Here is a 23218-nt window from a genome sequence, read left to right on the forward strand (position 1 = left end):
CCGGTCAAATCAACAGTTTTGCTGAGGGCAAATTGGCACGTTGGCCGCGACGGTTCTTGCTAGATCGCCTTGATGAGGCGCAGCAACCCCAGCATCTCGATCAGCCTGCCTTGGCGGAAGGCGATGTAGGTCGGTTCCTCGATGCCGTGGAAGCGGCGCTTGAACGCCGCCTGGCCCTTGAGGTTGAACTTGCTGCGGTTGACCCAGGGCGACTCATAGGCCCGCTCGAAGGCGTTGCGCCAGAAGCTCGATTCGGCAAAGCTGTTGGCTCCGACATCGAGCATCGGCGACAGGCCGAGAGTGACGACGGAAATGCCCTCGCCGCGAAAGCGGTCGACGGCGAATTTGGTCAGCCCGATTTCGGCATGCGGCGAGGCGTCGATATGCTTGCGCTTGAACGAGGTGGTGTAGCCGATCACCTTGCCGTCGCTGAACATCGGATCGAAATCGAGCAGGGCGACGAGCTCGCCTTCCGGGCTGTAGAGCACGAAACGGCGCATATCGATGCCGAGATGATCGGCAAAGGGGCGGTTGAGGAACGCCATCTCCCAGCGCTTGACGATGCGGTCGGCCCGCCAGTTCTGTGACAGGCGCTGGACCTCGTCGAGATAGACCGCTCCTTCGCCAAAAGAAAACCCCTTCTTCAACAGCCAGCGTTCGGAATACCGCACGGTTTCGTTGCGCTTGCCGGAAAAATCGTGAGCCGGCAGTTCCAGCCGCGTGTCGACGCCGAGACGGTTGACCTGGTAGCCGAGCCCGGCCAGAACGCGCGCCGTCGGTTCGCCGATCTGCACGAACCACGGGCTGTCGGCGGCTTCGACAAAGCGCCTGATATAGTCGGGCCGATCAGCCGGATGGGCCACCGGGTCACCTAGCGCGAAATGGTGCTTCATCTTGGTGCCGAAGGCGATGTAGCCGTCGGCGTCGCCGAAATAGGACAGTTTTTGCTGCACGGCGGTCGAATAGGCCAGCGAGAAGTCGCCGTGCTGGCGGACAAGCGCCAGCCGCTCGACAAGCGAAAAATCCTGGCGCGGCACCTTGGCTGCGGCGCCCTCCAGCAGTCTGTCGAGAAAGATACGCAAGGAGGGCATGGTCGAGCTTCCGCGTGCCGATGATAAACAGAGGCTTGCCCCCAAGGCCTCGAATCAGTCGCATTGACGCGACCTCATTATCGATCATATCGCCCCTGTGCCATATGGGACGTGCCATATAGGACGGGTCCCCATGGCGCACCTAAAAGGAAATCTCGACCGAATGGCGGCTACGACAAGCGAAACGATGCCAATCGTCCTGGGGCCGAAAGGACCCGACTATACGGTTATCGTCATCGGCGCCGGAGCGGCGGGGCTGGCGGCCGCTGACGCGCTTGGCCGGCGCGGCGTGCGGGTCGTCGTGCTTGAAAAGGAGCCGCGGATCGCCGAACCGTGGCGAGGGCGGCACGAGAAGCTGACCCTCAACACGCATCGCGCGCTATCGGCCCTGCCCGGCCTTGCCTATCCGCCACGCACCGCCGCCTTTCCGAACAAGGATGCCATCGTCGGTTATCTCGAGGATTTTGCCCGCGCGCGCGGCATAAGGGTCGAATTCGGCACCGCCGTCGAGCGGATCGAACGCAGAGGCAATGGCTGGCTCGTCCATACGGGCCGGGAAACGCTGAGCGCCCGCAATGTCATCGTCGCCACCGGCCGCGACCGCTTGCCATGGACGCCGGACTGGCAAGGCAAGGCGACTTTCACCGGCAAACTTGTCCACGCCGCCGATTTCGGCACAGCACAGGACTATGTGGGCAAAAGCGTGCTGGTGGTCGGAGCCGGAAATTCCGGCTTCGACGTGCTCAACCACCTCGTCCGCGCCGACACCAAGGCCATCTGCTTGTCAGCCAGGCAGGGTCCGTCGCTGATGCCGAAACGGATCGGCAAGGTCGCCGTGGCGCGCTTCGGCGGTTTCATGGCGATGCTGCCGACGTGGATTGCCGATGCCGCGATTGCCGCGACGCAGCGGCTGATGTTCGGCGACCTCGCCCGCTTCGGCCTGCCGCCGGCGCCGAAGGGCGGCGCCAGCCGGCTCGACGTCGAGCAGATCGCTATTGCCGTCGACGACGGCGCCGTCACCGCGCTGAAGGCCGGACGGATTTCGGTGGTGGCGCCGGTGGCGGCTTTCGAAGGCGCCGGCGTGCGGCTGAACGACGGCACGGTGCTCGAGCCGGATGTGGTGATCGCGGCAACCGGCTATCGCACCGGCCTGGAGGCCATGCTGGGCGATCTCGGCGTGCTCGACGCCAAGGGCGTGCCGAAGGCCAATGGCGGCACCCCGAGCGGCCAGCCCGGCCTGTGGTTCATCGGCATGCGGCCAAGCCTGACCAGCTATTTTCACAGCGCCGGCCTGCAGGCCGAAGCGATTGCCCGTCAGATCGCCAAGGGGTTGTAGACGAGCGCTTCTGGACGGAGAACCACCGCGCACTTCGGGCTGCTGCTATGGCGCGGACTAGTGGTTCAACGCATCTGCAAGACGGATCGAATATCCTGGCGATTGGCTGAAACGCCGATCCCGTCGTCATCCACGGGCGAAGCAAGGAGCGTAGCGACGGCGCAGACCCGAGGATCCATGCCGTGACTTCTGAACTACGCTGCGTTGCAGGTTCTGCTCCGCTGCTTCCACGGCCAAGGCATGATCCCTGGGTCTCCGCGACGGAGCTTCGCTCCTGCTTCGCCCAAGGACGACGAAGTTGAGATGCTTGCGGCCAACCTCCAAAGCAGGCGCTTGAACTCGTTCATTGCATCGTTATATAACATGTTATGGTTATCCAGGAGACGGACCACCCATGGAAGACATCATTCGATCCCTTGGCTACCTCACCCTCGGCAGCAGGCTGAAGCGCATCGGCGAGCAGTTGCAGGCCGATACGCAGCGCATGCTCGATGGGCTGGAGGTGCCGGTGCAGTCCAGCCAGTATCCTCTGCTGGCCGCGCTCGACCGGCTTGGGCCGCTGCCTGTCGGCGAACTGGCGCAGTCACTGGGGATCACCCAGCCGGGGGTGACGCGCAGCGTGGCGCTGCTGGCCGAGTTGGGGCTGGTCGAGGCCGCGCCATCGAACGACGACCAGCGCCGCAGGATGATCTCGCTGACCGCGAACGGCCAGCGCCTGGTCGATAAGGCGAAGCGGGACGTTTGGCCGCGCATCGAGAACGCCGTTGCCGACTTGTGCAAAGGCCTTGCAGGGCCGCTTCTCGAACAACTCTCGGCAATGGAGGACGGCCTGGCGGCGGCCCCGCTCGACCGCCGTGTGAAACAGGATGTCGCGCCATGAGCCATGTCCTCGATCGTCCGGTCTGGAGCGCGCTCGACACGCGGCATCGGATCTTTGCGTATGGCGACAGGCTCGCCAGGCGCTATCCCTCCTCGATCGTCCCCTTCGCGGCTTCCGGGGCAGACGACGCTGAGAGTCTGCAGGCGCTCGCAAGCCTCATTCCTGCAGGTGAGAGCGTGTTCATGCTCCAGGCGGACCCCGTTGCCTTGCCGCCGGAACTGACCGCGACCGTGACCGCCTTCGGCGTTCAGATGGTTGCCGAGGCGCCATTGCCTTCCGTGTCGGACGAGCGTGTGCAGCAGCTGACGCAGGACGACGCGGCCGAGATGCTTGCTTTGGCGTCACTGACCAAGCCCGGCCCGTTCACGCTCAAGGCGCTGAGCCTCGGCGAGTTCTGGGGCGTGAAAATCGACGACCGGCTGGCGGCGATGGCCGGCGAGCGCATGAAGCAGCCCGGCTACAGCGAACTCAGCGGCGTCTGCTCGCATCCCGAATTTCGCGGCAGCGGCCTCGGCCGGCTGCTGTCGGTGTTCGTGGCCAACCGAATTTTTGCGCGCGGCGAAGTTCCCTACCTGCATGCCTATGCCAGCAATGCCAACGCGGTTGGATTGTACGAATCCATCGGCTTCAGGCTGCGGGCAGAGATGAATGTGGCCGTCGTGCAGCGCGCCGGCTAGAGCGTTTCACCGTTTCACGGAAACGGCGAACCGCTCCTAGGCCTTTATTTTTACGCAATTCCGGACGGAAAACCGCTTCACACTTTTCCTGGAATTGCTCCAGGCCGCCTTGCGGGCCTCAGGCTGATTTCGGCTCCAACCTGCGGAAACCCACGGTTTCCATAAGCATATCTTCCTCGATCATGCCGGCATTGTGGAGCGCAAGCAGGTTCAGCGCGATCTCCCGCGCCTCCGCCGAATCGGGATGCACGTCGCGCCTGCGGCAGGCTTCGTCGAACACGCGTTGCAGCCTGGCGATGTCGTCGGGTTTCAGCAGGCCACGGTCATAGACGGACTTTGGCATGGCACTCTCCTCCAGAAGACGTAGGGCGCCATGTTTAAATGTCCATTCTTATCCGGGGCTTGGGTGGGCAGCTGCCTGGGTTTGCGTTAATCCGGCCCGAGCGTTGCAATCAGACCGCGATCGTGCTGCCATTCATTCAGCCACCTCTCGTCATCGTCGGGCCTGTCTCGCCGCAGTCTGCTTGACGTGTCGGCGCGCTTGCGAAACAAGGGCTGCCACAAACGACAGCGAGGCACAAAAGTGAGTTTCTGGGGACTGGCGCAGCTCGTCGTTTCGACGGTGATTTTCCTGCTGGCGGCAATCGCGGCCAAGCAATGGGGGCTGGCGCCAAGCCTTGGCAAGATCGTGCTGACACTGGCGCTGTATACGGCGGGCAATCTGATGATGCTGCGGCTGGTTCGTGAGTTCGGCATGTCGGTGTCGTTCAGCCTGTCGGCGGTGATCCAGCTGGTGGCGGTCAATGTGGTGGCGCTGGTGTTCTTCGGCGAACGCGTCAATGCCTTGCAAGCGACCGGCATCGTGCTGGCCATCGCGGCGGTGGTGCTGATCTCGCTCGGGCCTTACCTGCAGGGGCGACTGTAATCCGATGAAGACCCCGCGTGCGTTCACCAACTGGCTTGAATTTCCGGTGCTGCTGGCCGGGCTGGTGATAGCCGCCGGGCTGTGGGGCTTCGAGGAACTGATGGAGGTGGCGCGGGCCACCACGCCGCACGCTTTCGATACTGAGATCCTGCTCGCTTTCCGAAAAGTGGGTCAGCCGGATGTTCCCGTCGGCCCGGCATGGCTGGAAGGCGCGATGCGCGACATCACCAGCCTCGGCAGCTCCAGCGTGCTGGTGCTGATCGTAACGGCGGTGATCGTCTACCTCCTGCTGATCCGCAGGCCGAGGACGGCGCTGCTGATCTTTGTCGCGGTGGCCGGCGGGCAGCTGCTGTCGACCTTGCTCAAGGCCGGCATCGACCGGCCGCGCCCCGATCTTGTCTCGCACCTGGCCAACGAGACGTCGCTGTCGTTTCCCAGCGGCCACGCCATGCTGTCGGCGGTGACCTATCTCACGCTGGGCTCGCTGGCAGCGCGCTTCCTGCCGGGACGAACGACGAAAATCTATGTCCTCAGCCTGGCGGTGCTGATAACGCTGCTGGTCGGCGTCAGCCGCGTCTATCTCGGCGTCCACTGGCCTTCCGACGTGCTGGCGGGATGGTGCGCCGGCTTCACCTGGGCGACGCTGTGCTGGCTGGCGGCGCGAATGCTGCAGCGGAACAAGGCGGTGGCCGATGGCAACGAGCCCGAAGACTGACGATCCGGAGCGACATTCAAATCAGCCGGTTGATCAGCCCGTGTCCGCAGCCTGCCAGCAGAAAAACCGCCGACAGCAAGGCTGCCGAAGTCGTCAAGGTCCTGAAAATCTTCAACTGATATTTCCCCGCCAGTAAGAGCCAAGGCGGTAGCGTAGCATGCTCATCCCGTATCCCGCCATCCGGCTTTGTGGAGAGATCATGTTTCATGTATGCTTTATGATGGTTGAAACATCACTATGATTGTATTACACGTCGTCTCCGCAGACTCAGACGGGGGTTCCGACCGATGATCACTGCCGCGCAGATGCGCGCCGCGAGGGCGCTGGCCGGCATCGATCAGAAGACGCTCGCCGAGCGTGCCGGCGTTTCGCTTCCGACAATCCAGCGCATGGAAGCGAGTGACGGCGTGGTCAGGGGTGTGGTCGATACGCTGATGAAGGTTATCCAGGCTCTCGACGAGGCCGGGGTGGAGCTCATCGGCGAGAACCAGACCAGCGAGCGCGGCGGCCGGGGCGTGCGCCTCAAGCCGGTCGCGCCGCCGAACCCGCAAGGCTGAGCCGGCATATAGTCGCGACGGCGACCGCCGACAGTCCTGCCGACGATCCCGCCGCCTTCACGCAAGCGGAAGGCAGTCCATGGATCAGATCCGGCGGGCAGTGCATCAACCGGCCCAGAAGTCGGCAAAGCCGACATTTTCAGAGCTGTTCACGCCCAAGCTGGTGACGGTCTGGCGCGAAGGTTACCGCCTGCCGCAGTTCAAGGCCGACTTCATGGCCGGGCTGACCGTCGCTATTGTCGCGTTGCCGCTGTCGATGGCGATTGCGATTGCTTCGGGCGTGACGCCGGAGCGCGGCCTGTTCACGGCCATTGTCGGCGGCTTCATCGTCTCGGCGCTCGGCGGCAGCCGCTTCCAGATCGGCGGCCCGGCCGGCGCCTTCATCGTGCTGGTGGCGGCGACGGTGCAGCGCGAAGGCGTCGACGGACTGCTGCTGGCGACGATGATGGCCGGCATCTTCCTGCTCGCCATCGGCTATCTCCGGCTCGGAACCTATATCAAATTCATCCCTTACCCGGTGACGGTCGGCTTCACCGCCGGCATCGCAGTCATCATCTTCTCCGGCCAGATCGTCGAACTGTTCGGGCTGAGGCTTGCCGGGCCGGAGCCCGGGCCGCTGCTGCCGAAGCTGATGGCGATCGGCCACGCGGCCGGCACGCTCAATATCTCGGCAACGCTGGTGGCGGCGCTGACCATCGCCACCATCGTCGGGGTGAAGCGCTGGCGGCCCGGCTGGCCGGGCATGCTGATCGCCGTCGGACTGGCCTCCCTTGTCGTGGCGCTGCTTTCGCTGCCGGCGGAAACGATCGGCACGCGCTATGGCGGCATTCCGCGCAGCCTGCCGTTGCCGGCACTGCCGGGACTCAACCTCGACAAGGCGATTGCGGTGCTGCCGGATGCGGTGGCTTTTGCGCTGCTCGGTGCCATCGAATCGCTGCTCTCGGCCGTGGTCGCCGATGGCATGACCGGGCGGCGTCACCGTTCCAATTGCGAACTGGTGGCGCAAGGCTTTGCCAACATCGCGTCTGCCCTGTTCGGCGGCATCTGCACCACCGGCACCATCGCCCGCACCGCCACCAATGTGCGGGCCGGCGCGCATGGGCCGGTTTCCGGCATGCTGCATTCGCTTTTTCTGCTGGTCTTCATGCTGGTGGCCGCACCGCTGGCCAGCTACATCCCGCTTGCCGCCCTTGCCGGGGTGCTGGCGGTTGTCTGCTGGAACATGTTCGAGAAGCAGGCCTTCGCCACGTTGCTGCGCGCTTCGCGCGGCGATGCCCTGGTGCTGATGGCAACCTTCCTGATCGTCGTCTTCCGCGACCTCACCGAAGGCATCGTCGTCGGCTTCGCGCTAGGCTCGATCCTGTTCATCGACCGTATGGCCAAGTCGATCGCCGTGGAGGCGGATTTGCCGCTGGTGCAGGACGATGTCGCCGACAGCAGGGGCCGCGCCTACGATGCAAGCGAGGCAAGCGACGCCGACACCGTCGTCTATCGCATCTCCGGCGCCTTCTTCTTCGGCGCCGCCTCTACTGTCGGCACGGTGCTCGACCGCATCGCCGACCAGCGCAAGAACTTCATCCTCGATTGTTCGGCGGTGCCCTTCTTCGATTCCACCGCGGCCAATGTCATCGAGGGCGCGGCGCACAAGGCGAAACGCGCCGGCGTGCGTTTCATCATCGCCGGCGCCTCGCCGCAGACGCGGCGCATGCTGATCAACCACGGCGTCAAGCGGCCGCTGGTGACCTTTGCCGCCTCGATCAAGGATGCCCGGGCGCAACTCAAAGCCGCGCCCGCTGGCTGAGCCGGCAAGTGTGCGCCGTCAGTCCAGGCTCAGCACCGCGATCTCGCCCTCGTTCATCAGCGGCACGAAAATCCGCGTGCCGTCTGTGCCGATATCGGCGCTGCCCGGCTTGAACTGCTCTACAGCCTCCGGCGCCTCGCCGACTTTGTACCGATAGAGCGTGCCGGTCATGAAGGCGGTGGCGTAGATGCTGTCGCCGATGGCGACGACGCCATCGAGGTCGGCAAAGTTTTGTGCGCCAGGCAGCGGCGTCACGGCTTTCGTCGCGAGATCGACCGACAGCAGGCCCCCGGGCGCGGCAGTGCTGAAGTCCGGTTTGATGCCCTTGCCCCAGGACGCCACGATCAGCCGATCGCGATCGGCAAAGATGCCGTTGGGCGCGGCGAGCTTCGCATCCTTCACGAACAGTTCCGGCTTGTCGCCGTCAATGCGGTAGATCGCATCGGCCAGCATGTCGGTGACATAAACCTTGCCCGAACTGTCCGATGTCACGTCGTTGAGGAAAACGGCGCCGGGCACATCGATGGTCGAGACGAGCTTGCCGCTGGCGAGATCGACGATGCGCACCTTGGTGATGTCGGCGACGTAGAGCTTGCCGCCAGAGATCGCCGAGCCCTTCGGTGCATCCATGCCGTCGGTCCAGTGCCGGCTAATGATCTTGCCGTCCAGCGACAGCACCGAGAGATAGCCGTTGCCGTCGGCCTCCCCAGGATTGCCGACGATGTTGGAGACGATGATGCGACTGTTGGCGGCGTCGAACAGCGCCGATTCCGGTTGCTCGAAGCCCGAGGCGCGCCAGAGTTCGGCGGCCTCGGCCGCAGGCACGAGCGCGATAGCGAAGGCGGCGAGACAAATAGAGGGGATGAGGGTTTTCATGGCCAGGTCTCCTGTGCTGGATGGCGGAGAGCTAGGATTTTCGATACTTTTCCGGAAGGACGATTCGAGCTAGTATCGGAAACCGATACGAAATGGCGCAAAAGAGGTGCATTCCATGAACGGCCTGATCTTCGAGGCGCTGAAGCGGACGCTGAAGGCCAAGGGCGTCACCTATCGTGAGCTTGCCGGGCGGATGGGCGTTTCCGAGCCGACGGTCAAGCGCATCTTCCACGAGCGCAACTGCAAGCTCGACCGTCTCGTCGGGATCTGCGCTGCCGCCGGCGTCGAGCTGGAAAACGTGCTGGGGTCGATGAATCGGGGCCGGGACCGGTCAACCGCATCGCGCCGGAGGTCGAGCGCAAGCTTGCCGGCCGGCCGGCGTTGCTGTTCATCTTCGTCATGCTGTCGGAGAAATTCACGCCCGAGGGCGTCATGCGCTCGCAGGGCTTGAGCGAAGCGTCGATGTTCCTCTACCTGCGCGATCTCGAAGCGCTCGGCCTCGTTGCGCTGGGCAGCGGGCTGTCGGCACGGCTGCTGGTCGACACACCGATCCAGTGGAATTTCGAAGGGCCGCTCAGGCCGCTGTTCGAGATGACAAACAAGAATTTCATCGGCTGGGCGATCACCCATCTGGAGCGGGAAGCGACCTTCGTCTCTTTCTCCAGGCGGATGCGGCCGGAGACGGCGGAGATGGTGAAGCGCGAGGCGGAGGAACTGGCCGAGCGCGCCAAACTGCTCGCCCATCACGACCAGCACACGACGCCGGAAGACGGGCTGACCGGCTACAAATGGACGTTTGCTTTTGGCGCAACCCCGTTTCCGGCGATCATGCCGATCGGCCCGCACCCCAGGGATGCCGGTGCGTCCGACCGGCCCACCGCTCCGGCAAAGGGACGCCGCCCGTTGCCGGCCTGACTGGGCCATCATCCGAGCAGGATTGCATCTGGCGGCTGAGCTTGTCGCGCTCCAGTCCGGAGGTGCTTCAAAAATGAAGCCACATTCATGATAGAGTTCGCGCGCTGATTTGCCAGACTGCACGGGGCGGGTTTGCCGAATGCGTGACCGTCCCCGCAAAATCGAAGTGATCCTATGCCGACCGCGCCAACACTTGAACTTCGCCGCTATTCGCGCCTGAAAAATTTGCGGGAGCGCGCAGAGCGCCAGGGTGCTGCATTGCAGTTCTGGGCGCGCACGGCATCGCTCGCCGTGATCTCCTGCTTCTTTTCCTTGATCAGCCGCTGGGATGCCTCGCTGCTCTTCGTGCTGGCGGGCCTAGCGCTGTTCCAGCTCGTCGGCCTGATCCAGTTTCGCTTTGCGCGCCGTCGCAACGCGCCATGGTGGATCGGTTACCTCGTCGGTACGCTGGACATCATTCTGTTGACCGTTCTGCTGGTAACGCCCAACCCGTTTTCCCTCGAGGTCGCGCCGGCCGCGATGCAACTGCGCGAGGGCAGCTTCAAATTCCTGCTGATTTTCGTATGCCTTGGCGCGCTGACCCTTTCGACACGATTGGCGCTCTATCTCGGCGCGCTCGCGGCCTTGACGTGGACGATCGGGGTGGGATGGGTGGTTTTTCATGCGGGAACCGTCATTCCGGCAACGAACCTCTATTCGCTGCCGATGACAGAGCGACTGAATCTCTATCTCAACCCCAATTTCGTCGATACGTTCGCGCAGGCGACCAATGTGTTGGTTGTGCTGATTATCGGCGCGATCATGGCGCTGGTCGTCTCTCGTTCCCGGCATCTGTCGGAAGACTATGTCAAGGCGGAGCGCGCCCGCGCCAATCTCGCCCGGCATTTTTCGCCCAATGTCGTCGACCAGCTCGCCTCGGATGACGAGCCCTTCGGTCCGGTCCGCCGGCAGGATATCGCGGTGCTGTTCGCCGACATCGTCGGCTTCACACACTATTCCGAGGATCATCCGGCCGAAGCAGTGTTCGAACTACTGCGTCAGTTCCACCGTCGCATGGAGCAGGTCGTTTTCGACCACCATGGCACCGTCGACAACTATATCGGCGATTGCATCATGGCGACCTTCGGGGTTCCGCAGGCCAGCCATGACGACGCAACCCGGGCCATCCGGTGCGCTGAAGCGATGATCGCCGCTATCGAAGACTGGAATGTCCAGCGTGTGTCCAGGGGATATCCGCCGCTGGACGTTCGGATCGGTGCACAATATGGCGCCGTCGTCCTCGGCGCGGTCGGCAGCGAGCGCAACCTGTCCTTCGCGGTGGTGGGCGACACCGTCAACGTCGCCAGCCGTTTGCAGGCGCTCTGCCGTGAGCTTCAGGCGAATATTTGCTTTGGGTCACGACTGATCGAGGCCGCGAAGGCGGAATCGCTCGGGACACAGCTGAATGCGCGCGACCATGGGCCGGTGAGCATCCGCGGCCGGGACGAACCGGTCCATGTCTGGGTCGAACACAGGGCCGAAAACCAGGGCGCCATTGCGGTTTCGGCGTGATGCAGGCCGCCATGTGAGACGCCTGAACCTCATGACTCAGGCCGAAGCCATCACGTGTCTGAGGCGATTGCGCCAGCCTTCGCGGCTGCGGCGTCGGTGCCTGCCTTGTCCTCCCAGGTCACCGCCCGGTAGTCGAACCCAAATTCCAGCGTCGGTTTCACGATGCGGAAGAAGGGTGACAGGTCGAAGTCGCGCGGCGTGTAGAGCGAGTGGTGGCGGATGTGCAGGATTTCGCGGCGCGAATAGTTCGACTGCGCCGAGGCGCGGCCGGGCGCGCGGGTGATCTCGGGCAGGATCGGGTAGCGGATCTCGCCATAGGCTTCGGCGATCAGCGTCGAGCAGATGGCGCGGGTCGGATCGCCGGAACCGAAAGCCAGCATGCGGCGGCGCCAGCGCACCGGCACCGGTGGCGTCGGCAGGAAAAAGCGCAGCATGTCGAAAATGTTCTTGAGATCGTATTTCAGGCCGAGCTTGCCGATCATGAAGGCGACGACATGGTCGCGGTCTTCCGGGGTCAGCCCGCTCGCCCGGCAGATACGGGTATTGTAGGTGCGGTAGCGCGACAGCGGCACGGCGACACAGCCTTCGCCGAGCGTGACTTCGATCAGCCGACGCCGTTCCGATCCGTCCTCCGGCTCGGACAAGGCATCGCCGATATAGAAAGCCGCATGCGACCAGGTCGACTGTGTCAGGTATTTGATTGCCGCCGAGATCTTCTGGTTGCCTTCGATGAGCAGGATGTCGCCGGGCTCGAGCGTGCGCCGCAACGTCTCGGCGTCGGACGGCGTGTAGGGCTCATAGCCGGAGGATTCGTCCTGCAGCCGGCCGGCAAGCCAGCGGCCAAGGCGGTCGAGAAGCGTGTCGCGCGGCGCGGTCATGGCAAAGTGTGACTAGCACGAGGTGACGTCCTCGGCCATGATCAACCGACCGGGACCTCTTCCGACGATGCCGGGCCGGCGAGGTCGTCGCGCGCATTGCGCGCGAGTTTCTTCGTCGAGCGCTTGGGGCTGTCGCCGAACAACTCGGCCGCTCCGGCAAGGCAGCTCTTCTTCAGGCTTTTTTCCGAGCGCTTCAAAAGCTTGCCAAGAAGCCTTGTGTCCTGCGCATCGCCGAGCGGCTCACCGTCGGCCTCGAGCAACACGCGCATGACGAAGACGTCGTGCAGTTCGCCGAGTTTTTCGCCAAGTTCATCAACTGCCTTGCGCCGCACCTTGATCGGCGTCGGCCACAGCCGGCCGAGCAGCGACAAATGCATCGAGTGGGTCTTGGCAGCCTTGCGCAGATCGTGGAAATCCTCTCCTTCGCCGCGCGATCCCGCCCGGTCCAGGGCCTTCCTGGCACGGCGCAAGGTCTTGCGAGCGCCTTCCGCAAGCACATCGGCTGCATGCTCAGGCAGATCGGGGAGCAGCAGCCGCTCTATCCTGATCAGGCCTTCCTCGCAGGCGGCGGTGGCCGCGCCTATGGCGGCGTCGAGGCCGGCGCCGGCATGCATTTCATGCTGGCGGGCAATCAGCCGGTCGCGCACGCTGTCGAGGCCGCCGCCGGCAACCTGCTCGGGAAAGGCGGCTGCCAGCCGGTCGACGGTCTCGACCAGCGCGGTCGCCTCGCGCGGCCCGGCAAGCAGCGCCGCCACCTGACGGTAGCATTGGTTCTCAGTCGGACAGAATGTTTCATTTCCGGAACGGACCAGCCGCAGCAAGGCGCGCGCGCTCTTCAGCCGCTTGCGGCATTTGTGCAATGCCTGCTCCGGCTGGTCGCGCGCGACGGCCAGATGGGCAAGCGCCTTGCCGATCTCCTCGCCAAGGATACGCCTGACCTCGCCGGTCAGCGGCAGGCGCGGATCGATGCGAAAGCTCATGCGGCGATCTCCGGAATCCCCCTAGAGCATGATGCCGAAAAGTGTGAAGCGGTTTTCGGACGACATCATGGTCCATCTCTTTTGATTTAGAGCCGGATTCCGATTTTAGGTCGACCCGACCTAAAATCATCCGGCTCTAGGGCGAGCGACGCGTTGTAAAATCTCTGCTCGCCGGTCACTTCGCGGCCGAGCCAATCAGGCAGCATTTCGTCAGGTACATCCTCCGGCGTCTCCAGTTCGGCCACCACAAGGCCGGCTAGGATCCCGCCGAAAACATCGACTTCGTAGAGATAGCCGCGATGCCTAACATGGTGGCGTGTCTTCTCGATGACATGTCCGATGGCGAAGGCCAGCATCTCCTCGGCATCAGTCAGAGGAATTTCATATTCGTATTCGTCGCGCTCGCGGATCTTGCTGCCGAATTTAAGCGTCAGCTTCGCCGAACTGCCGTCGCTGATGCGCACGCGCACGGTGCGGCCAGGTGCTGCGGCAAGATAGAACTGGCGAATGCGTATATTCGCCTCGGCCATTTCTAGCCATTCGGCGCTGGAGACCAGGAACTTGCGCTCGACTTCCTTGCCCATGGCCGCGCACTAAAGCGTCTGCGGCCCGACATGGCAAGCCGCCGCGGATAATCAATTTGACTTTAATCAATCGATTGATTAAAGTGCCCAGCATGATCAAAACCGTAGCCGATAAAACGCCCCGCCAGGAGACATCCCCCGCAGAGCAGACGCGCGCCGCACTCGTGCTTTCGGCGCTCAAGCTGTTCGGACGGCAAGGGTTCGACGGCACGTCGACGCGTGAGATCGCCGCCGAGGCCAAGGCCAACATCGGCTCGATCGCCTATCATTTCGGCGGCAAGGAAGGGTTGCGCGCGGCCGCCGCCGACCACATCGTCGAAACCATCCAGTCGGTTGCCGGCCAGGCGCTCGGCGGCACGCAATTGCCGGGTCAAGCCGGCCCGGAGGCGGCGAGGGCACAATTGTTCGCCGCGCTGGAAGCGATGGTGGCGTTTATCGTAGCCAGACCGGAAGCTGGCGAGATCGTACAATTCGTACTTAGAGAGTTGTCGCATCCGACGGCCGCCCTCGACCGCATCTATGACGGGGTGTTCGAACCGACGCATCGCCGCCTCTGCCAGATCTGGGAACAGGCGACGGGCGAGCCGGCCGAAAGCGAGGCCACCAAGCTCGTAGTCTTCACGCTGATCGGCCAGGTCATCTATTTCCGCATCGGCCGCGAAGCAGTGATGCGTCGTATGGGCTGGCGCGAGATCGGTAACACCGAAGCCGCCAAGGTGGTGGCGGCGGTCACAAGCAATCTTGGCGCCATACTGGCGGCCCGCAATCCGGTCGCCCGCAAGGAGGGCAAGCGATGAGTTTTCTCTGTTCCCTGCCGCTCGCAGCCCAGCTGTTCGGCGCCTGCGCGCCGGCAGCGCCGCTTGCCGTCGGCTATGTCGAGGGCGACTATGTCTTGCTGGCGCCGATCGAAGTGGCGCAGGTCGAGACCGTCGCGGTCAAGCGCGGCGACCGTGTTGTATCAGGCACGCCGGTGGTGACTCTCGAAAGCGCCGACGCAAAAATCGCCGTCGCCCAGGCAGATGCCGCGCTCGCCCAGGCGCAGGCGCAGCTGGCCGACCTGCAGATCGGCAAGCGGCCGGAGGAGATCGCGGTGCTGAAGGCCGAGGTCGACATGGCCAAGGCCCAGGCCACGGATGCCAAGCGCAAATACGACCGCGCCGCCGACCTGTTCAAGCGCGGTGCCGGCACGCAGGCCGACTACGACACCGCCGCCGCGACGCTGGAGACCGCCAATGCGCAGGTCGGCCAGGCGCAGGCCAACCTCGCCGTCGGCGGTCTGCCTGCGCGTCCCGAAACGATCAAGGCGGCAGACAATCAGGTCAAACAGGCGCAGTCGGCGTTGGAACAGGCTGAGTGGCGGCTATCGAAGCGCGTGCTGGCGGCACCCTCGCCCGGCCGCATCAATGACGTCATCCGCAATCCCGGCGACACCGCCGGTCCGACCGCGCCTGTCATTTCGATGTTGCCGGACGGTGCGGTAAAGCTCAGCGTCTATGTCCCGGAAAGTGCGTTCTCGTCGATCAAGGTCGGCACGCTGCTTGTCGTCCATTGCGACGGCTGCGGGCCGGAGGTGAAGGCGCGCGTCAGCTATGTCTCGCCCGACCCGGAATTCACCCCGCCGGTGATCTACTCGCTCGAGAACCGGCAGAAGCTGGTCTACCTCGTCGAGGCGCGGCCTGAGGGCAAGGCGCAAGCGCTGCAGCCGGGACAGATCGTCGATGTCGAGCTGGCGGCCTCCGCAAAATGAACGCCATCGACGTTCATGGCCTGGTCAAGCGTTTCGGCGACAAGACTGTCGTCGACCATGTGACGATGAAGGTGGCAGAGGGCGAGATCGTCGGCTTTCTCGGGCCCAACGGGTCCGGCAAGACGACGACCATCCGCATCATGTGCGGCCTGCTGACGCCCGACGAGGGCGAAGGTACGGTGCTGGGTTTCAACATCCGCACCGAGTCGCTCCGCATCAAGCGCGAAGTCGGCTACATGACGCAGAAATTCTCGTTCTACGAGGATTTGACGATCGGCGAGAATCTCGAATTCGTGGCGCGGCTCTACCGGCTGAAGCCGGTCGAGGAGCATGTGTCGAAAACGCTGGAAGAGCTTGGCCTGACGAGCCGCCGCAACCAGCTCGCCGGCACGCTGTCGGGCGGCTGGAAGCAGCGGCTGGCACTGGCCGCCTGCATCATGCACAAGCCGAAGCTGCTGCTGCTCGACGAGCCGACCGCCGGCGTCGATCCGAAGGCGCGGCGCGAATTCTGGGACGAGATCCACCGGCTGGCGAGCGGCGGTCTGACCGTGCTGGTGTCCACCCACTACATGGACGAAGCCGAGCGCTGCCACCGAATCAGCTACATCTCCTACGGCAAGATGCTGGCCACCGGCACGGTGGACGAGGTGGTGACGAATGCCGGTCTGACCACCTTCGTGCTGCAGGGACCGCGCCTCGACCAGGTCGCCGATGCACTCAGGGACCGGCCCGGCGTCGACCAGGTGGCGCCGTTCGGCGCGACGCTGCATGTCGTCGGCTCCGACAAGGCAAAGCTCGAAAAGGCGCTCGCCGATGTCGAGAAGGAGCACAAGGGTGTCAGCGTAAAACCCGGCGAGACCAGCCTCGAGGACGTCTTCATCCAGTTCATGTCCGGCTCGAAGGACAATATGGCATGAACAGCGTCTTCTCCTTCGCCAGGCTCGGTGCGCTGCTGATCAAGGAATTCATCCAGATGCGGCGCGACCGCATCACCTTCGCCATGATGCTGGGCGTGCCGCTTTTGCAGCTGGTGCTGTTCGGCTACGCCATCAACAACGATCCCAAAAGCCTGCCTGCCGCACTGGTGGCGACCAGCAACGACCCCTACACCCGCGCCATCGTCGCGGCTCTGCAGACGACCGGCTACTACCGCTTCGACCATGTCGCGCAAAGTGCCGAGCATGCTGAATTCCTGATGGCGCGCGGCGATGTCGCCTTCGTCGTCACCATCCCGGCCGATTTCGGCCGTCGGGTGGAGCGCGGCGACAATCCGCAGATCCTGATCGAGGCCGACGCAACCGACCCGGCCGCCGCCAGCGGCGCCATCTCGACGCTAAGCAAAGTGGCCAGCCAGGCGCTGCTTCGGGCGCAAGGCATGCAGGAGGCGGCGAGTGAGGCCGCCAGGGGCCAGCTCGATGTGGTGGTGCACCAGCGCTACAATCCGGAAGGCATCTCGCAATACAACATCGTGCCCGGCCTGCTCGGCGTCATCCTGCAGATGACCCTGGTGATGATGACCTCGATCGCGCTGACCCGCGAGACCGAGCGCGGCACTATGGAAAACCTGCTCGCCATGCCGTCCAGCCCGTTCGAGATCATGCTGGGCAAGGTGCTGCCCTATCTGGTGGTCGGCGGCGTCCAGGTGGTGGTGGTGCTGGCGGCGTCGAAGCTTCTGTTCGCCATTCCTTTCACCGGCTCGATGTCGCTGCTGCTTACAGCCGTATTGGTGTTCGTGCTGGCGCTGGTGCTGCTTGGCTACACCATCTCGACCATCGCCCGCACGCAGATGCAGGCGCTGCAGCTGACCTTCTTCTTCTTCTTGCCGTCGATCCTTTTGTCCGGCTTCATGTTCCCCTATCGCGGCATGCCGGGCTGGGCGCAGACCTTCGGCGAGATTTTTCCGCTGACGCATTTTCTGCGCATCACCCGCGCGGTGATGCTGAAGGGCGCCGAACTGCCGGCGGTTGCGGGCGAGATCGCCTGGCTGGTCGGGTTCGTGGCCCTGTTTGCCGGCGTCGCATTGGTGCGGTTCAGGCGCACGCTCGACTGAGCGTTCAGGAATTGAGCGATGGCGGACCGCTGACGAACGGACTGCCCCTGACATAGAACCGCAGCGGGCGGTCCGCATCCTTCGTGATGCCGATGCGGATGCCTTGGCCGATGTCGCCGGGCTCGTGCTCGTCGGCTGCCAGCCATAGCGGGCCTTGGCGGCACAGATCGAGGCCGTCCAGCGAACGGTCGATCCGCAATGCCTGGGCGAGCCGCCCCGGCCCGCGCGCCAGGTCGCGCAGGCGCTCCACGCCCCGGTTCAGCCGCATGATGGCGATGCCTTCGAGCGGCTCCAGCGCCCGGATCAGCACGCCGGTGCCGGTGCCCGGCCCCTCGCCCGAGACATTGAGCATCCAGGAGACCCCATAGGCGAGATAGACGTAGGCGTGTCCGGGCCCGAGGAACAGCGAACGGTTGCGCGGCGTCATGCCGCGATAGCCGTGCCCGGCGGCGTCGCCGGTGACATAGGCCTCGGTCTCGACGATACGGCCGCTGACGATGCCTTCCGGCAGCTCCCGCACCACGAGCTTGCCGATGAGATAGCGGGCGAGATCGGCCGTATCATCAGGCAGTTCGGCACGATCGAGCGGATGGTGGCCGGTCATGCTACCGCCGCCGTGTTTCAAGGTATCCGTTCGACCCATTGCGCGCGCGACTGCCCCGGCTCGAACGGATCGCCGAAATACTGGGTTTCGCGAACCACCTTGCCATCGACGAACTCCATGATGCTCACCGTATAGGACGGAATCCCGTCATAGGTCAGGACATATTCGGTGATCCAGAGGTCGCCTGACCCGGTGATCCGCCGCACGGCAAAGCGCTTCCGGTTGGGCTGCGCGGCGCGCGACAACTGGATGTTGTGCCGTCCGCTGATGCGCTCGCCTGACTGGGGATAGTCAAGCACCGCGTCGTCGCGATAAATCTGATGCTCCGCCTCGAAATCATCGGCATCGCAGGCCGCCCAATGGCGATCCAGAGCCGCCCTTATCTCAGCGTCTGCCATATCGGTTCTCAGGCCGCAGCCATGATCTCGGCATAGGTGGTGAAATCGACATTGCCGCCTGACAGCACGACGGCGACGCATTTGCCCGACAGTTCGATCTCGCCTGACGAGAGCGCCGCCAGCGCCACGCAGCCGCCGGGTTCGACCACCAGCTTGAGATGGGCCATGGCGTCGCGCACCGCCTGTGCGGCCGCCTTGTCGGAGACGGCGATGGCGCCGGCGAGGTTCTTGCGGTTGATCTCGAAGGTGATGGCACCGGGCTCTGCGGTGAGGATGGCATCGCAGATCGAACTGTGGCCGGGCTCGTTGGAAACCCTTTTTCCTTCGATCAGCGAGCGGCGGGTGTCGTCGAAATGCTCGGGCTCAACGGCCCAGACTGCTGTGGCCGGCGAGGCATCCTTGACGGCGATCGAAATGCCGCTCGTCAGGCCGCCGCCTCCACAGGGAATGACGACCGCATCGAGGCTGACGCCGAGCGCTTTTGCCTGGCGGATCAGCTCGAGACCGATCGTGCCCTGGCCGGCGATGATGGCCGGATCGTCGAAAGGAGGCACCAGCACCATGCCCTTGTCCATGTAGGGTCGCACCACCGTCATGCGGTCGTCGCGAAAGCGGTCGAACGGCACCACTTCGGCGCCCATCTTGCGGACATTGGCGATCTTCATCGCCGGCGCGTCGGCCGGCATGGCAATGACCGCCTTGACGCCGAACATGGCAGCCGCCGCGGCGACGCCCTGAGCATGGTTGCCTGAGGAGAAGGCGACGACGCCGCGGCTGCGCTCTTCTTCGCTCAGCGAAGACAGTTTGTTGTAGGCGCCGCGGAACTTGAACGAGCCGGTGCGCTGCAGCGTCTCCGGCTTGAACAGGATGCGGCCGCCGAAGCGTTTGTTGAGTTCCAGCGATTCGATCAAGGTCGTTTCGGCGATCAGGCCGGAGAGCCGCGCGGCGGCGGCATGGATGTCGGCGATGCCGGGAAGCGTGGTCATGGCGAAGTCCTGAAAGGGATGAGATCGGCGCATGGTGCACGCAAAGGCAGGCCACGCACCAATGAAAAAATGTGACCGTTACAAAGTTTGGCGGGCATGAGCGGCGACGAGGGTCAAACTGGCCCACCTCTCCCGCCTTTATCCGCCGGGCCGCATCGGCTAAGGGCGGGGGAGCAGAATCCCGGACCGCCAGACATGACCGCCAAGCCAAAACCCCTGTTCCTCGGTATTGACACCGGTGGCACCTATACCGATGCCGTGCTGTGGTCGGAACAAGGCGGGCCAAAAGGCAAGGTGCTGGCCAAGGCCAAGGCGCTGACCACGCGGCACGATCTTGCTGTCGGCATTTCCGGCGCGGTCGATGCGGTGATGGGAAAATCCGCCACCGATCCGTCCGCGATCAAACTCGTGTCGATGTCGACGACGCTCGCCACCAATGCGCTGGTCGAGGGCCAGGGTGGGCGTGTGGCGCTCATCATGATCGGCTTTTCCGAAGGCGACCTTGCCCGCGACGGGCTGAAGACCGCGCTCGGCACCGATCCGGTGGTGTTTTGTCCGGGCGGCCATGACGTGCACGGCAATGCAGCCAAGCTCGATCTGTCGGGTCTGGAAGCGGCACTCCCTGAACTCGGCGCCTCGGTGTCGGGCTTTGCCGTCTGCGCCTATTTCGCCACCCGCAACCCGGCGCATGAACTCGCCGCGCGCGACCTCATCCGCGAAAAGACCGGCCTGCCGGTCACCGCCAGCCACGAATTGTCGGCCAAGCTCGGCGGCCCGCGCCGCGCGCTCACCACCTTGCTCAACGCCAGGCTGATCTCGATGATCGACCGGCTGGTGGCGGCAACCGAAGGATTTTTGGAAGCCCGCAACATCGTAGCCCCCCTGATGGTGGTGCGCGGCGATGGCGCGCTGGTTTCGGCGGCGTTTGCACGCCAGCGGCCGATCGAGACCATCCTCTCCGGCCCGGCCGCCAGCCTGGTCGGCGCCCGCCACATGACGGGCCTGGACAACGCCATGGTGTCCGACATTGGCGGCACCACCACCGATGTCGCCGTGCTCGACGGCGGCCGTCCCCGGCTCGATCCCGAAGGCGCCACTGTCGGCGGCTTCCGCACCATGGTCGAGGCGGTCGCCATGCGCACCTTCGGCCTCGGCGGCGATTCCGAGGTGGCGCTGGAAGATGGCGCGCTCAATCCGAAGATCCTGCTCGGGCCGCGCCGCCTGGTGCCACTGGCGCTGGCCGGCATGATGCATGGTGTTTCCGTGACATCGGAGCTCGAGCGCCAGCTCAGGGCGCCCAACCCCGGCCGCATGGACGGCCGCTTTGCGTTGCGCACCGGCGTGCCGGACAGGCTCGCCGCCGGCCTGACCGCGCCCGAGGCGAAACTGTATGAACTGATTGGTGCCGTGCCGCTCGCCATCGACAGGCTGCTCACCTCGAACGCCCAGAACGCCACGCTGAACCGGCTGGTCTCGCGCGGTCTTGTGCATATCTCGGGCTTCACCCCCTCGGACGCCGCCCATGTGCTCGGCAAGCAGGCCAACTGGGACCCGCTTGCGGCCCGGCTCGGCGCCGAACTGTTTGCCCGCAAGCGTGATGGGCGAGGCCAGTACATCGCGCCGTCTCCGGAGGTGATTTCCGAACGCGTGCTGCTGACGCTCACGCGCTGGTCGGCCGAATACATTCTGGAGACAGCCTTTGCCGAGGATGGGCTGGATGGCGCCGCCACCGTCGCGCATGCGCTGGTGCAGCGCGCCGTCGATTCCCATCCCGGCATCGCAAGGCTCAGCGTCGCGCTCGATCGTCCGGTCATTGGCCTCGGCGCCTCGGCGCCGCTGCACTATGCCGGCTTGGCCGAGCTGGTCGGTAATGAGTGCGTGGTGCCGGAGGATACTGATGTCGCCAACGCGCTCGGCGCTGTCGTCGGCCAGGTCCGCGTCTCCGCCGAAGCCCGCGTCAGCCAGCCCAGGGAAGGTTTGTTTCGTTTGGCGTCGGGGCAAACGGTGCGCGACTTCACGGACGAGGCCGAGGCGATCGCGGCAGCGGAGGCTGATGTGCGGGCGATTGTGGCCGAGCGGGCGAAAAATGCCGGCACCGACAACGCTGAGATAGAAGTTTCGACCGAGTTCAAGGTGTCTACGGTTGAGGCCCAACGGATGTTTATCGAAGCGCATGTGGTGGCGGTTGCATCGGGTCGGCCGAGGATTGCGGTTTAATGCATGTCGCCCAGAAGTGTGCCGCGGTTCTGGGACAACAACATGCATCAAAACAAAGACTTAAAGCGCGTCGTATGAATCCGTTCAGCGCGACGCGCTTTAGGGCAATCTCCCCCCAGCACGGGCATAGGCGCTAAGATAGGTATTGCCCTGCGGAATCGGGTGTGATTCTACACTGCGATGACACACGAATCGCTTGTTGGTGACGGCTGGGCCGAGACGATTGAGCTTCTGGGCGGCGAAGAGTTGATCGCAGGAAGTGCCCGCGAGACGAAGGCGTTCCTGCGCCCGCGGGGCGTCAGGTCGGCGAGCGATCTGTTGCGCCTGACACTGGCTTACTGCCTTGGCAAGGTTGGCATGCGGGGCGTCGTGGCCTGGGCGGCGGCGAGCGGGATTGCCGACATTTCGGACGTGGCGTTGCTTGGCCGGCTGCGCAATGCAGGACCATGGCTGCAGCAGTTGATTGGGCACCTTTTGAAGCGCGAGGATGCAGGTTTGGCCAAAGGCCGGCTGGTTCGCATCCTCGATGCGACAGCGGTTGCCAAGGCCGGTGCGTATGAGAAGAAGAACAATGGTCTTTGGCGCATGCACTGCGCCTTCGAGCTTGAGCGCGAGCAGTTCGACTTCATCGAGATCACCGACCAGAGCGAGGCCGAGCTGATCGACCGCGTGCCGGTGGTGGCGGGCGAGATCCGCATCGGTGACCGCGCCTATCTGCAGGCCGAGCGGATCGCCAAGGTGATGGCGCAAGGCGGCGATGTTGTTGTGCGCGCGTCGTGGAAAAACGCGCGATGGCTCGACGCCAACGGCAGGGCGTTCGATCTCATCGGCTACCTGGAGAGCTGCCGGGAGGAAGTCTGCGAAACGCCTGCCCGGCTGGCACTCAAGAAGGGCGAGCCTGTGAAGATGCGCCTGATCGCCTTGCGCAAATCCGAGGCCGCGGCACAAGAAGCGCGGCGCAAAATCAACAAGGAAGCCAGGGCCAAGGGCAACAAGGTTCAACCGCAGACGCTGATTGCGGCCGGCTTCGTCCTGCTTGTGACCTCGCTTGACCGGGAGGAGTTTCCCGCCGATACGGTCCTCAAGCTCTACCGCATGCGCTGGCGCATCGAGCTCGCCTTCAAGCGCCTGAAGAGCCTGATCGGGCTGCGCTCTCCTCCCGCCAAAGACCCAAGGATCGCAAAGCCTTGGATCCTTGCACACTTCCTCATCGCGCTCGTGACCGAACCCCTCTCGCAGGAGTTGGGTGTCTCTCCCCCTTGAGCGACGGGCGCCCGCTGCTGTGGCGCGCCACCCGCCAGATCGTCGCCTCTCTGATCGCAGCGATCTTCGCTCAACCTCCCTTGGCAACCCTGCGCCACAATCTCCGTGCCTTGCGATATCGCTGGCGTGAGCCACCACGAAAGCGCAAGTTTCAGTCCATGCCAAAGCTATCTTAGCGCCTATGCCC

At 64.3% G+C, this 23218-nt stretch carries 26 protein-coding genes; 16 read left to right on the forward strand and 10 right to left on the reverse strand.

What is annotated here, in order from left to right:
- Positions 1–59: 59 nt before the first annotated feature.
- Complete coding sequence (locus tag NLY44_RS22915) at positions 60–1091, reverse strand: phosphatidylglycerol lysyltransferase domain-containing protein (RefSeq protein WP_023805829.1); 1032 nt, start codon at positions 1089–1091, stop codon at positions 60–62.
- A gap of 187 nt (positions 1092–1278) precedes the next feature.
- Between NLY44_RS22915 and NLY44_RS22920 the strand changes: the two genes are divergently transcribed.
- From NLY44_RS22920 to NLY44_RS22930, 3 genes are all read left to right on the forward strand, one after another.
- A complete protein-coding gene (locus NLY44_RS22920; protein WP_050588921.1) occupies positions 1279–2427 on the forward strand; it encodes a flavin-containing monooxygenase in 1149 nt (382 codons plus the stop codon).
- Between the two features lie 394 nt (positions 2428–2821).
- Complete coding sequence (locus NLY44_RS22925) at positions 2822–3307, forward strand: MarR family winged helix-turn-helix transcriptional regulator (protein ID WP_023687520.1); 486 nt, start codon at positions 2822–2824, stop codon at positions 3305–3307.
- Positions 3304–3984 carry a GNAT family N-acetyltransferase gene (locus NLY44_RS22930; RefSeq protein ID WP_023732788.1) on the forward strand — a complete coding sequence of 227 codons (681 nt, stop codon included), beginning with the start codon at positions 3304–3306 and terminating at the stop codon, positions 3982–3984. The genes NLY44_RS22925 and NLY44_RS22930 overlap by 4 nt, the downstream gene beginning before the upstream one ends.
- 118 nt (positions 3985–4102) lie before the next feature.
- On the opposite strand, the gene NLY44_RS22935 is transcribed toward NLY44_RS22930, so the two are convergent.
- Positions 4103–4327, reverse strand: a complete 225-nt coding sequence (locus NLY44_RS22935; protein ID WP_023736970.1) for a hypothetical protein — start codon at positions 4325–4327, stop codon at positions 4103–4105.
- 240 nt (positions 4328–4567) lie between these two features.
- On the opposite strand from NLY44_RS22935, the gene NLY44_RS22940 reads away from it, so the two are divergent.
- On the forward strand, positions 4568–4909 hold the full coding sequence (locus NLY44_RS22940) for a hypothetical protein (protein WP_023673273.1): 342 nt from the start codon (positions 4568–4570) through the stop codon (positions 4907–4909).
- A 4-nt stretch (positions 4910–4913) separates the two neighbouring features.
- Complete coding sequence (locus tag NLY44_RS22945) at positions 4914–5624, forward strand: phosphatase PAP2 family protein (RefSeq protein ID WP_023692974.1); 711 nt, start codon at positions 4914–4916, stop codon at positions 5622–5624.
- A 16-nt stretch (positions 5625–5640) separates the two neighbouring features.
- Here the strand turns inward: NLY44_RS22945 and NLY44_RS22950 are convergent, their stop codons facing one another.
- Positions 5641–5832 (reverse strand): hypothetical protein, encoded by a 192-nt coding sequence (locus tag NLY44_RS22950; protein WP_155923589.1) that lies wholly within the window; start codon positions 5830–5832, stop codon positions 5641–5643.
- A gap of 79 nt (positions 5833–5911) precedes the next feature.
- Between NLY44_RS22950 and NLY44_RS22955 the strand changes: the two genes are divergently transcribed.
- A complete protein-coding gene (locus NLY44_RS22955) occupies positions 5912–6181 on the forward strand; it encodes a helix-turn-helix domain-containing protein (RefSeq protein WP_023673276.1) in 270 nt (89 codons plus the stop codon).
- A gap of 79 nt (positions 6182–6260) precedes the next feature.
- On the forward strand, positions 6261–7982 hold the full coding sequence (locus NLY44_RS22960) for a SulP family inorganic anion transporter (RefSeq protein ID WP_023805827.1): 1722 nt from the start codon (positions 6261–6263) through the stop codon (positions 7980–7982).
- An 18-nt stretch (positions 7983–8000) separates the two neighbouring features.
- On the opposite strand, the gene NLY44_RS22965 is transcribed toward NLY44_RS22960, so the two are convergent.
- Entirely contained in the window at positions 8001–8858 is an 858-nt protein-coding gene (locus NLY44_RS22965; protein WP_023805826.1) for an SMP-30/gluconolactonase/LRE family protein, read from the reverse strand.
- A 193-nt stretch (positions 8859–9051) separates the two neighbouring features.
- Between NLY44_RS22965 and NLY44_RS22970 the strand changes: the two genes are divergently transcribed.
- From NLY44_RS22970 to NLY44_RS22980, 3 genes are all read left to right on the forward strand, one after another.
- Positions 9052–9309: a hypothetical protein gene (locus NLY44_RS22970; RefSeq protein ID WP_286457819.1), complete on the forward strand. Its 258-nt coding sequence runs from the start codon at positions 9052–9054 to the stop codon at positions 9307–9309.
- Positions 9240–9773, forward strand: a complete 534-nt coding sequence (locus tag NLY44_RS22975; protein ID WP_286455189.1) for a hypothetical protein — start codon at positions 9240–9242, stop codon at positions 9771–9773. The genes NLY44_RS22970 and NLY44_RS22975 overlap by 70 nt, the downstream gene beginning before the upstream one ends.
- Positions 9774–9947: 174 nt before the next feature.
- Complete coding sequence (locus NLY44_RS22980; RefSeq protein ID WP_023687510.1) at positions 9948–11324, forward strand: adenylate/guanylate cyclase domain-containing protein; 1377 nt, start codon at positions 9948–9950, stop codon at positions 11322–11324.
- 50 nt (positions 11325–11374) lie between these two features.
- On the opposite strand, the gene NLY44_RS22985 is transcribed toward NLY44_RS22980, so the two are convergent.
- The 3 genes from NLY44_RS22985 to NLY44_RS22995 all read right to left on the reverse strand — a co-directional run bounded on the left by NLY44_RS22985 (position 11375) and on the right by NLY44_RS22995 (position 13766).
- Positions 11375–12202, reverse strand: a complete 828-nt coding sequence (locus NLY44_RS22985; protein ID WP_023710375.1) for a C40 family peptidase — start codon at positions 12200–12202, stop codon at positions 11375–11377.
- Positions 12203–12243: 41 nt separating this feature from the next.
- A complete protein-coding gene (locus NLY44_RS22990; protein ID WP_023825829.1) occupies positions 12244–13182 on the reverse strand; it encodes a CHAD domain-containing protein in 939 nt (312 codons plus the stop codon).
- 86 nt (positions 13183–13268) lie between these two features.
- Positions 13269–13766, reverse strand: coding sequence for a CYTH domain-containing protein (locus NLY44_RS22995; RefSeq protein WP_023681278.1), 498 nt, complete (start codon positions 13764–13766; stop codon positions 13269–13271).
- A gap of 92 nt (positions 13767–13858) precedes the next feature.
- Here NLY44_RS22995 and NLY44_RS23000 point away from each other — a divergent pair, with 92 nt between their 5' ends.
- From NLY44_RS23000 to NLY44_RS23015, 4 genes are read left to right on the forward strand one after another with little or no spacing between them, the layout of a single operon-like run.
- Entirely contained in the window at positions 13859–14563 is a 705-nt protein-coding gene (locus NLY44_RS23000) for a CerR family C-terminal domain-containing protein (RefSeq protein WP_023805823.1), read from the forward strand.
- Positions 14560–15513 carry an HlyD family secretion protein gene (locus NLY44_RS23005; protein WP_023805822.1) on the forward strand — a complete coding sequence of 318 codons (954 nt, stop codon included), beginning with the start codon at positions 14560–14562 and terminating at the stop codon, positions 15511–15513. The genes NLY44_RS23000 and NLY44_RS23005 overlap by 4 nt, the downstream gene beginning before the upstream one ends.
- Positions 15510–16430 carry an ABC transporter ATP-binding protein gene (locus NLY44_RS23010; RefSeq protein ID WP_023805821.1) on the forward strand — a complete coding sequence of 307 codons (921 nt, stop codon included), beginning with the start codon at positions 15510–15512 and terminating at the stop codon, positions 16428–16430. The genes NLY44_RS23005 and NLY44_RS23010 overlap by 4 nt, the downstream gene beginning before the upstream one ends.
- Positions 16427–17563, forward strand: coding sequence for an ABC transporter permease (locus NLY44_RS23015; protein WP_023805820.1), 1137 nt, complete (start codon positions 16427–16429; stop codon positions 17561–17563). Before NLY44_RS23010 ends, NLY44_RS23015 begins: the two co-directional genes overlap by 4 nt.
- Positions 17564–17567: 4 nt before the next feature.
- Here the strand turns inward: NLY44_RS23015 and NLY44_RS23020 are convergent, their stop codons facing one another.
- Genes NLY44_RS23020 through NLY44_RS23030 form a run of 3 tightly spaced genes read right to left on the reverse strand, consistent with a single transcriptional unit; the run spans position 17568 to position 19551 of the window.
- Positions 17568–18167, reverse strand: a complete 600-nt coding sequence (locus NLY44_RS23020; protein WP_023805819.1) for a DNA-3-methyladenine glycosylase — start codon at positions 18165–18167, stop codon at positions 17568–17570.
- Between the two features lie 17 nt (positions 18168–18184).
- Positions 18185–18565 carry a nuclear transport factor 2 family protein gene (locus NLY44_RS23025; RefSeq protein ID WP_023805818.1) on the reverse strand — a complete coding sequence of 127 codons (381 nt, stop codon included), beginning with the start codon at positions 18563–18565 and terminating at the stop codon, positions 18185–18187.
- A gap of 8 nt (positions 18566–18573) precedes the next feature.
- Positions 18574–19551, reverse strand: a complete 978-nt coding sequence (locus tag NLY44_RS23030) for a threonine ammonia-lyase (RefSeq protein ID WP_023805817.1) — start codon at positions 19549–19551, stop codon at positions 18574–18576.
- 195 nt (positions 19552–19746) lie between these two features.
- Between NLY44_RS23030 and NLY44_RS23035 the strand changes: the two genes are divergently transcribed.
- Both NLY44_RS23035 and NLY44_RS23040 read left to right on the forward strand, forming a co-directional pair.
- Entirely contained in the window at positions 19747–21768 is a 2022-nt protein-coding gene (locus tag NLY44_RS23035) for a hydantoinase/oxoprolinase N-terminal domain-containing protein (RefSeq protein ID WP_023805816.1), read from the forward strand.
- Positions 21769–21948: 180 nt separating this feature from the next.
- Positions 21949–23031 carry a transposase gene (locus NLY44_RS23040; protein WP_023805815.1) on the forward strand — a complete coding sequence of 361 codons (1083 nt, stop codon included), beginning with the start codon at positions 21949–21951 and terminating at the stop codon, positions 23029–23031.
- Positions 23032–23218: the final 187 nt, after the last annotated feature.

Source organism: Mesorhizobium sp. C089B, from assembly GCF_030323125.1.
Taxonomy (GTDB): domain Bacteria; phylum Pseudomonadota; class Alphaproteobacteria; order Rhizobiales; family Rhizobiaceae; genus Mesorhizobium.